Below are 9,715 nucleotides of genomic sequence, written 5' to 3' on the forward strand. Positions count from 1 at the left end.
CCGGTTCGGCGTAGACGGCCACGCTCGCGATCCCGGCGTCCCGACAGGCCCGGGCCACGCGGACAGCGATTTCGCCACGGTTGGCGATGAGCACCCGGCGCATGTCAGGACACCCGGGCCGCTGCCGGCGGCTCGCCGGCCCGGGTGAACCGGCCGGCCCCGGTCTCCAGCGGACCCAGCGATCCGTCGAAGAAGATCAGCGGTTCCCGGCCGTGCTGGGGGACGCCCAGCTCCACGACCTCGCCGATGACGATGTCGTGGTCGCCGGCCGCGTGCACGTCGACGGTAGTGCAGGCGATGTAGGCCAGCGCCTCACTGAGCGCGGGCAGCCCGTCCCCGGTGAAGTGGTGCGGGACTCCCGAGAACGCGTCGGGCCGCTTCTCGGCGAAGTAGCGGGCCAGCGGCTGCTGCTGCCCGGACAGGAAGTTGACGGTGAAGCCGCCGCTCTCCTGGAGCAGGTCGTGCAGCCGGGACTGCTTGTGCAGGCAGAACAGTACGAGCGGGGGGTCCAGCGAGACCGAGGTGAAGGAGTTCACGGTGGTGCCCTCGGCCCGGCCGCTCGGCCCGGTGGAGACCACCGTGACGCCGGTCGTGAACAAGCCGCACACGCGGCGCAGACTCAGCGGCTCGATGGGCTTTCGCTCAGGGGTGCGGGTCAGCGACCGCGCTGCTGCGGACATGCTCATCCCTTTCATGGGGGTGTCGTGGGTGTGCCGCGCGGGTCAGAGAAGCTTGCGAACCTTGGAGCCGGCCTTGACGATGCCGAGCAGGAACTCCCGGCCGACATCGTTCATCTCCGAAGGGGCCTGCACCGACGCCCAGAACAAGAAGCGGGCCATCGTCGGCACCGACGGGTAGATGAAGCGCTGCTTCTCGTCCTTCCAGCCGAAGACCGGGTTGACGATGGGTGAGTCACGCAAGGTCTCGAAGATGATGTCGGCGGCCTCGTCGCCGGTGATCGCGCCCGCCTCGTACTTCTCGCAGGCCTCGGCGGTGGTGTCGAGGATCCGCTTGAAGGAGTCGGACTGCGGCCACCACAGACCCGGGTACGGGACCTGCTCCAGCTCCTCGAAGTGCTCCTTGCGGCCGTCGCGGGCGTGGTTCAGCCGGGCCCGGGTGAGCCGCATGGTGCCGGGGGTGATGAAGGAGCCCCAAACCCGGAACACCGCGTTCCAGAGGCGGAAGTGCGAGAAGGCGATGAAGGAGCTGTTGACCAGTTCGTCGTTGTACTGGAGCAGGCCCTGCTCCAGCCGCTCGACGTACTCGAAGCGCTCGGCGGAGAAGTCGCCGTCCTTCAGCGCGACCAGCAGTCGGGAGGTCAGCGCGTCGACCACCTCGAAGGTGTTGGACAGCCCGCGGGAGTACAGCGCGTCGATGAAGCCGGCCGCGTGCGACATCAGGCACCAGCGGTCGCCGATGGTCTGCTTCGAGGAGTACTGGAGCCGGTCCGTGGACACCCACTCACGCACCCGGGTCGCGCCGTCGAACTGGCGCTTGACCGCCGGGTACTTGTCGAGCCAGAGCTGGAACTCCTGCTCCGGGGTGAGGTCCTTGGGCTTGGGGTAGGTGCGCTCGTCCACGGTCAGGCCGACACTGCACAGCGGGTTGCGGGACTTCTCGTGGTTGTCGAACGGGATGATCCAGAACCAGCCGCGCTCGATCATGTGGTGCAGGGTGCCGGTGTGCCAGTCGGCCGGCGGACGCAGGTCCTTGGGGTGGCCGCTGACGTCGTCGAACCGCTTGATGCCGACGTAGTGCGTGAACATCGAGCGGCTGTGGTGCTTGAACCGGGCCGGCTTCTCCCGCAGGTCGAACTTGTCGGCGAGCGGCGAGCGGAAGCCGGAGGCGTCCACCAGGTACTTGGCCCGGTACCGCTCGGGCTGGGCGTTCGGCGCGGCGCTCCGACCGGTCACGGTCACGCCGTCGTCGTCGAAGTCGACCTCGCTCGCGCGCCAGTTCTGCCGGGGTGTGCAGCCGTACTTGATCGCCACGTGGAACATGAACGAGTCGCTGTCCTGGCGGTGCATGTGGCTGTTCTGGTGGAAGATCTTGGGCAGCGCCAGCTGGGTGGCCGCCCGCGGGTCGGGCTCCTGGCCCACCTCGTGCTTGATGAAGCCGAAGTGCGCCTTGGTGCCGAAGGTCGGGCCGATGTCACGGGTGGACGCCTGGACGCTGGACAGGCTCTTCAGCTCGGGGATGTCGTGCCGCTCGGAGAGGATGTGGATCCACTCGACGAGCTGCGGGGTCATGGACTCGCCGACGGCGAAGCGCGGGTGGGCGGTCGCGTCGACCAGCAGGACCCGCGCACCGTGCTTGGCCAGGATCGCGCCGGTCACGGAGCCGGCCAGGCCCGACCCCAGAACGACGACGTCGAACGTCATCTCCTCCGGTATGGGGGCCGATTCCGTCGCGCCTTCGGTCATCTTCGTGACCATGAACTGTCTCCTTCTTCGGGGCGGAATACCGCATGAAAAAAGGCCCTTCATTCGAAGAATGAAGAGCCGTGGAAAAAGGCGTGAGGTAACCGCTGAATTAAGCGTGACAGGTTTTGGCCAGAGGGTCAACCCCTGGCCGGAACGGTCGACTTGGTGTTTACGGAAAGATCGCTTCCGGAATTCCCGCCGGATTGCCCCTCGGAATGCCCGCCGGATCGCCCGTCGGGATTCTCCGCAGCCTCCAGCAGTTTCAGCAGCAGTGCCCGCAGTTCGTCCTCGCCGCCGGGGCCGAGCATGGCGGCCACGTCGTGCGCGAGTTCGTGCACGGCCGCGGTGATGACGGCGAGCTTCTCCCGGCCGTCGTCGGTGACCTCCAGGGCGTAGCGGCGCCGGTCGTGGGCGTCGCGGCCGCGGCGGACGAGCCCCTGCTTGACGAGTTCGTCGACGAGCTGCGAGGCGGCCGGCCCGGTGATGGCGAGGAACTCCGCGAGCCGCTGCTGGGAGCAGGGTCCGGAGGCGACGAGCGCGGACAGGGGGCCGTAGTGGCGGACCCGCAGGCCGGTGCCGGTGAGCTTGTCGTCGCCGTGCCGGCGCAGCCGGAAGTGGGCCTGCGCCACCAGGTACTCGGTGCCCTGCACCAGCGGCTGCGCCGACTCGGGCAGCAGCCGGGCGAGCAGTTCGTCGAGCCGGGCGGTCTCCTCACGGGTGAGGGCGGCGGTCAGGTGCGCGTCCCGCTGGGCGACGGCCCGGCGCATGGAGCCCAGGGCGGTGCGGCCGCGGTCGGTCAGGGACAGCACGTACTGGCGCCGGTTGTCGGGGTTGCGGGTGCGCTGGACCTCGCCGCGGGCCTCCAGGCGGTCGATGACCTGGACCATGATCGTGCGATTGATGCCGAGCCGCTCGGCGAGGTCGAGCTGGGAGGCCCAGTCCTGGCCGGTGAGGGCGTCGAGGACGAGGAAGTCCCGGGAGTCGGCGTCGGTGCCGTCGGGGGTGGCGGAGAACTGCGCGTGAACCCGGCGCAGGAGGTAGCTGACATAGCCCGCGAGCGACTCCGGGAGGGCCCCCGGGACCTCGGCGGTCTCCTCGGTCCTGGTGAGGGGAGCCGTCGGACTCACCGGGCTCGCCGGTTCCTGGACCTCGTCGCGTGCACGCCGCAAAACAGCACCTCCTGCCCGAGTATAAGTGCGGTGCACCCGCCGTCCCCTCGGGTGCACCGCGGTCTGGGAATTCAGGGGGTGACGTCCTCCCGGACGAGTTCCAGCACCGTCCGGACACCGGCCGCCTGGCTGCCGGCCTCGAAGACGCCGGCCGGCTTCAGGCCCGCCCGGGCGGCGAGGCGGACGAGTTCGCCGACGCCGCGCTCCACGCCGGCGAAGTAGGCGAGCATCCTCAGGTCCATGGCCGTCTCGGGGTTCTCGCCGGTCTCCTCGATGACCAGGACCCGGCCGCCGTCGGTGACCGCGTCGGCGCAGCGGCCCAGGATGCGCAGGGCGTCCTCGTCGGACCAGTTGTGCAGGACGGAGGAGAGGATGTAGCCCCCGCCGCCGGCGGGCAGCTCGTCGAAGAAGCTGCCGTCGACGACGTCGGCCCGGCCCTCCAGGCCGAGCGCCCGGAAGTGGTCCGCCGCGCGGGCGGCGGTGGCCTTGAGGTCGACGACCGTGCCGCGCAGCGCCGGGTGGGCCGCGAGCAGGCCGCCGAGCAGGACACCGCTCCCGCCGCCGAGGTCGTAGACGTGGCCCAGCGCGGACCAGTCGTACGCGGCGGCGACCGAGGGCACGTCCCGGGCCAGGTTGTCGGCCATGATCGAGTCGAAGGACTCGGCCAGCGCCCGGTCGGCGGCCAGGTCCTCCCAGTACGGCACGCCGTAGCGGACGGGGTAGGCGGGCTCGCCGGTGCGCACGACGTGCGCCAGTTCGACGAGGCTGAGGTCGCCGCGGCCGAGGGCGCCGTCGAGGTCGACGAGCCGGTGCTGGCCGCCGGGGTGGCCGGCGCGCAACTGCTCCCCGACGCCGGTCAGTCCGTACCTCCCGCCGCTCAGGGTGAGGATCCCGACGGTGACGAGGTGGCGCAGGACCCGCTCCAGCGCCCCGGCGTGCAGGTGCTCGGCCCGGGCGATGGCGTCGGCGGTGGTCCGGCCGGCCGCGATGTGGTCGGCGACCCGGTAGGTGGCGGCCAGGCGTACGGCCATGGGGGTGACGAGGTCGGCGAGCTCCCACACGGCGAGGGAACGATTCTCCGGACCACTGTTCGACGTGGGCTGCTCGGCCTGGGGGTTCCGCGAGGGCTGGGGCATCTCGGCGCCTCTTTCCGGGCTGTATGTGTGGGGGGAGGGGTCCGGCGGCCCCGCCGCGGGGGAAGAGGCGGGGCCGCCGGGGCGGGTCACAGCGCGACGGGGGGCTGGGCCCCGTCCTGCTGCGGCTGGGGTGCCGACTTCGGCGCGGTGAGCAGCGCCGTCAGCAGGGCCAGCAGGTAGAGGGCGCCACCGAGCAGGAAGCCGTACGAGTAGCCGGTGGTCAGGGCGTCGGACGTGGTGGGCTCGGACTCGTTCTGCGTGATCACGGTCGCCGCCGCGGCCAGCGCGGCGAGGCCGATCGCGCCACCGATCTGCTGCGCGGTGTTGACCAGGCCGGACGCGGCACCGGTCTCCTGCGGCGCGACCCCGCGGACGCTGATGATGGTGACGGCGACGAAGACCATGCCGAGGCCGAGACCGGAGACCAGCTGCGCGGGCAGCAGCGCGACCCAGGGGTTCTGGTCCGGGGCCAGCAGGCTGAACCAGACCATGCCGAGGATGCCGACGGTCAGACCGACGGAGATCACGGTGCGCTCGGACAGCCGGGCCAGCAGCTGCGGGCCGATGGCGCCGGCGGCCAGCAGCATGCCCACCGCGTACGGCAGGTAGGCGACGCCGGTGATCATCGGGTCGTAGCCCTTGACCAGCTGCATGTAGAGGGTCAGGAAGTAGAAGGTGGCGAGCATGCCCGCGCCGACCAGGAACATCACCACGTTGGCGCCGACGCGGCCCTTGTCGGCCAGCACACCGCCGGGGATCATCGGCGCCCGCGCGGTGCGCTGGATCGCGACGAAGGCGATCAGCAGGACCACCGCGACACCGAGGGAGATCAGCGTGGTGGCCTCGTCGAGGCCCTCCTCACCGGCGCGGGTGATGCCGTAGACCAGGGCGCCGAAGCCGAAGGTGGCGGCGAAGGCACCCGGCACGTCGACCTTGCCGCGCTCGCGGCCGCCCTCGACCAGGACACCGGTGCCGACCAGGACGGCGAGGGCGATCGGGATGTTGACGAACATCACCCAGCGCCAGTTCAGGTACTCGGTCAGCGCGCCGCCGAGCAGCAGGCCGACGACCGAGCCGAGGCCGCCCATCGCGCCGTACACACCGAGCGCCTTGTTGCGGGCCGGGCCCGCCGGGAAGGTGGTGGCCAGCAGGGACAGCGCGGTGGGTGCGGCGATCGCGGCGCCCAGACCCTGCAGCAGCCGGGCGGTGATCAGCAGTCCGCCGGTGGTGGCCAGGCCGCCGAGCAGGGAGGCGGCGGTGAAGATGATCAGCCCGATCCGGAAGACCAGCCGGCGGCCGAACAGGTCACCGGCGCGGCCTCCGGCCAGCAGCAGTCCGCCGAAGGCGAGGGCGTAGGCGGTGACGACCCAGCCGAGGCCGGCCTCACTGAGGCCGAGGGCGCTCTGCATGCTCGGCAGGGCGACCGCCACGATCGTGTTGTCCAGGACGAGCATCAGCTGTGCTGCGGCGATGACCAGCAGCGCGAGGCCGAGCTTGCCGTCCTTCTGCGGCGGTGCCGCGGCCCTGGGGACGGCCTGGGTGCGGTCTTGCAGCGACATGAGCTCTCTCCGATGTCTCTGGGTTGAGGGTGGTACGACGGGAGCCCGGGGATGCGGGGAAGCGGAGGCACCCCCGGACGTGGGGGCCGGTGTCAGCGGGCGGCGGAGCCGGCCCGGGTGCCCCAGATGTCCAGCGCCTCGTAGGCGGCGCGCCATTCGGTCTCGTAGGCGTTGCGCAGCGGCTCGGGCATCTTGCCGAGGATTCCGGCGAGCTTGGCGGCGGTCATGTCGTCGAGCAGCCAGGGCAGGTAGTACCGCGAGTCGTCGCCGACGCGGGTGCGCTGCTCGGCGCTGAAGGTGGCCCACTGCTCCGCGCTCATGGTGATGTCCATCAGCTGGAGCGCGTCCCGCTCCTCGTGGTCGAGGTGACCGCCGAGCTGCGTGCAGAGGGCGTCGGTCAGGCCGCCGAGGCGCTCGAGCCCGGAGTCGCGGTCGGCGAGAGCCGCGTCGATGTCGGCGAGCAGCGGGTCGATGACCGCGTGCTCGGCCTCCATGGCGTCCAGCAGGGCCAGCTCGTCGGGCTTGCCGGCCAGCGCCTGCTGCATCACGGGCCACACGGTGACGTCCTCGGACGTGTGGTGGATGGTCAGGAACTTCTTGAACAGCTCCCAGCCCACCGCGGTGCTCAGCACATGGCGGGGGTCCTCGTCGACCCGGGCAGTGATCCGCGCGATCCGCTCCAGCTCGCGCCGGAGGGCGTCGTGGATGGCGAACATCATCGTCATGTCGAGGTTCTTGAACTGCTGGCTCATCACTGTCTCCCTCAGTGCCTCACTGCTGCGTTGCCGTACCGCGAGAGTATCGTCAACTTACTTATCCATCAATGCACCCAACTAACAACTACCCAACCATCTACCACCCAAGCAAAGGTGGAAAGAGCAGGTCAGTAGCGGTTTCAGCGGGTTCCGGCGGACTCCAGGACCGGCTCTTCCTGTCCGGTTCTGGACGGGTCCTCGGCCGGATCCAGATCCCCCATGCCGCGGCGGATCCCGCTCAGCGCCGGCGAGGTCGCGGCCGTGGTGACCAGCGCCATCAGCACGAGGATCGTGAACAGGTCGGGGCCGATGACGCCGAGGCCGAGGCCGATGTTCAGCACCACCAGTTCGGTCAGGCCGCGGCAGTTCATCAGCGCGCCGATGGACATCGCGTCGCGCCAGCGCTGGCCCGCGAGCCGGGCCGCGACCGAGCCGCCGCCCCACTTGCCGACGACGGCGACGACGAGCACGGCGCCCGCCCACAACCACTGCGCCGAGTCGCCGCCCAACAGCGACACATCGGTCCTCAGGCCGGTGGACACGAAGAACAGCGGCAGCAGCACCGGCACGGCGAACGCCCGCAGCCGGGCCGCGGAGGCCTCGATCTTCCGCCGGCCCCGCGGGGTGATCACGCCGAACAGGAACGCGCCGAACAGCGCGTGCACACCGATCTCGTCGGTGACGTACGCGCTCAGGCACAGCCCGCTGAACATCACGACCAGCACCACGCCGTCGGCGTACTTGCGCTCGGCCCGCCCCGCCCACCGGCGCAGCAGCGGGCGCACGACGTAGAACATGGCCAGCGTGAACGCCAGGGTGAAGGCGGCGGCGGTGAGCGCCTCCATCGGCGAGCCGCTCCTCGTCACCGCGACCACGGCCGCCAGCAGGCACCAGGCGGTCACGTCGTCCACCGCCGCGCACGCCATGGCCAGCGCCCCCACCCGGCTCCGGTACAGGCCCCGGTCGGTGAGGATCCGGGCGAGGACGGGGAAGGCCGTGATGCTCATCGACACCGCGATGAACAGCACGAACGCCGGCTTGTCGGCGCCGGCGGGGGCGAACGTGTCGTACATGCCGAAGGCCAGCAGTGTGCCCAGCAGCAACGGAACGGCGATGCTGGCCTGCGAGACGGCCACCGCCGTACGGCTGTGTCCGCGCAGCGCCTTCAGATCCAGTTCCAGCCCGACCAGGAACATGAAGGCGAGCAGCCCGACGTTGCCCAGCACGCCGATGTAGGACAGGGCGGACTCCGGGAAGAGCCAGGCCTGCGCGCCGGGCCACAGCCAGCCCAGCAGCGAGGGACCGAACAGGATCCCCACGACGATCTCGCCCACCACGGGCGGTTGCCCGAGCCGCCGCACGAGCTGGGCACCGGCCCGGCAGGCCAGGATCACCGCGGGCACGGCTATCAGCAGATCGGGGAGGGGATCGGGAACAGCGGCCATCACACGTCTCCTGAGGAGGGTTCGGGGAAGGGAAAGCGCGCGGGTGTCCGGCGTCACCGACGGTTCGTCAGGAGGCGTACGGGCGTGCCGCCTTCGCCTCGCGCAGCGCGCGGGCCCACCACAGCAGCTGGTCGAGCATGAGCTTGACGGCGGATTCCGCGCCCTCGGGGTCGGCGGGGAAGCGGCCTTCGGCGTCGTAGTGTTCGAGAATCCTGGGGAAGGTGACGATGTCCTTCATCCCCACGCAGTGGAACTCGGCGAAGATCTGCCGCAGATGCTCGATCGCGCGCACCCCGCCGGCCGAGCCGAGCCCGTAGCCGACGAAGCCGACCGGCTTGGCCTGCCACTCGGACTGGAAGCTGTCGATCAGGGTCTTCAGCGGGCCGGGCACGCTGCGGTTGTACTCCGGCACGACCACGACGTAGGCCTCGGCGCCGGTCAGCCGGGGGCGCAGGGCCGCCGCCGTCGGATCGTCCGCTTCGAGGCTCGCGGGCAGCAGGTGCTCGGCCACGTCGACGACGTCCAGCACCAGGTCGTCGCGGCGCGAGGCCACCCGTGCGAACCAGCCCGCGACGTCCGGCGCGAGCCGTCCCTCCCGGGCCGAGCCCACGAGCAGCGTGACCCGCATCGGACGCGTCACCAGGCCGGACGTGCTCATCGCCGTACCGCCGATGTCGGCGCGGTCACCGGCGTCAGCGCCAGGAACTCCTTGGCGTCGACCCGGGAGAGGATGCGGCGGGTCAGGGCCGGCATCTTGGTGGTGCCGTCGTCGGTGAAGACGACCGGGTTGGTGACCTGGACCCGCCGGCCCCGGGTGGTGATCTCGCAACCGCCCGCCGCCAGCACGTTCTTGACCCAGTCGGAGCCCGGCCCGTACGGCAGTGTGATGATGACGTCCTCGCCGCGCCGGAACAGCTTCACCGGGGTGGCGAACTCGCGCCCCGACTTGCGGCCGCGGTGGTGCACCTTCCCGAACCCCGGCAGCCGGCTGAACAGCGGGCCCACCAGATGATTGGCGAACTTCCGGTTGAATCGGGCCACTTTCCTGTCGATCGGCACGGATCTTCCCTCCCTTTGAGCTGTCGGTTGCCTCTGAACGCCGGACGGGCGCCGCGCCGTCCACCGACGGCGGGCGCCCGTCCCGAAGCCGGGGGGGGGTGCGGCGGCCGGCGTGCCCGCGCCGGGGGCCCCCGTCGCGCCCGCCGGCGGCAGGGGGCCGCCCCGCGAG

At 71.0% G+C, this 9,715-nt stretch carries 10 protein-coding genes; all 10 read right to left on the reverse strand.

Going from position 1 to position 9,715, the window contains the following annotated elements; genetic code table 11:
- A partial coding sequence (locus AB0O67_RS34295; protein WP_365458995.1) for a biotin carboxylase N-terminal domain-containing protein occupies positions 1 to 103 on the reverse strand: 103 nt, incomplete at its 3' end.
- Position 104: 1 nt separating this feature from the next.
- Positions 105 to 680: a flavin reductase family protein gene (locus AB0O67_RS34300; protein WP_365458968.1), complete on the reverse strand. Its 576-nt coding sequence runs from the start codon at positions 678 to 680 to the stop codon at positions 105 to 107.
- A gap of 42 nt (positions 681 to 722) precedes the next feature.
- A complete protein-coding gene (locus AB0O67_RS34305; protein WP_365458971.1) occupies positions 723 to 2,435 on the reverse strand; it encodes an FAD-dependent monooxygenase in 1,713 nt (570 codons plus the stop codon).
- Between the two features lie 125 nt (positions 2,436 to 2,560).
- Positions 2,561 to 3,592 (reverse strand): MarR family winged helix-turn-helix transcriptional regulator, encoded by a 1,032-nt coding sequence (locus AB0O67_RS34310; protein ID WP_365458974.1) that lies wholly within the window; start codon positions 3,590 to 3,592, stop codon positions 2,561 to 2,563.
- Positions 3,593 to 3,663: 71 nt separating this feature from the next.
- Positions 3,664 to 4,728, reverse strand: a complete 1,065-nt coding sequence (locus tag AB0O67_RS34315; protein ID WP_365458977.1) for a methyltransferase — start codon at positions 4,726 to 4,728, stop codon at positions 3,664 to 3,666.
- 86 nt (positions 4,729 to 4,814) lie between these two features.
- On the reverse strand, positions 4,815 to 6,287 hold the full coding sequence (locus AB0O67_RS34320; RefSeq protein ID WP_365458980.1) for an MFS transporter: 1,473 nt from the start codon (positions 6,285 to 6,287) through the stop codon (positions 4,815 to 4,817).
- Between the two features lie 92 nt (positions 6,288 to 6,379).
- Entirely contained in the window at positions 6,380 to 7,039 is a 660-nt protein-coding gene (locus AB0O67_RS34325; protein WP_365458983.1) for a hemerythrin domain-containing protein, read from the reverse strand.
- Between the two features lie 143 nt (positions 7,040 to 7,182).
- The gene (locus AB0O67_RS34330; protein ID WP_365458986.1) at positions 7,183 to 8,487 is read right to left on the reverse strand and encodes a cation:proton antiporter; all 1,305 of its coding nucleotides are present in this window, start codon (positions 8,485 to 8,487) and stop codon (positions 7,183 to 7,185) included.
- A gap of 67 nt (positions 8,488 to 8,554) precedes the next feature.
- Positions 8,555 to 9,145, reverse strand: a complete 591-nt coding sequence (locus AB0O67_RS34335) for an NAD(P)H-dependent oxidoreductase (RefSeq protein WP_365458989.1) — start codon at positions 9,143 to 9,145, stop codon at positions 8,555 to 8,557.
- Positions 9,142 to 9,546, reverse strand: a complete 405-nt coding sequence (locus AB0O67_RS34340) for a nitroreductase family deazaflavin-dependent oxidoreductase (RefSeq protein ID WP_365458992.1) — start codon at positions 9,544 to 9,546, stop codon at positions 9,142 to 9,144. The genes AB0O67_RS34335 and AB0O67_RS34340 overlap by 4 nt, the downstream gene beginning before the upstream one ends.
- Positions 9,547 to 9,715 lie beyond the last annotated feature (169 nt).

It is taken from the genome of Streptomyces sp. NPDC086077 (assembly GCF_040686175.1).
GTDB lineage: Bacteria > Actinomycetota > Actinomycetes > Streptomycetales > Streptomycetaceae > Streptomyces.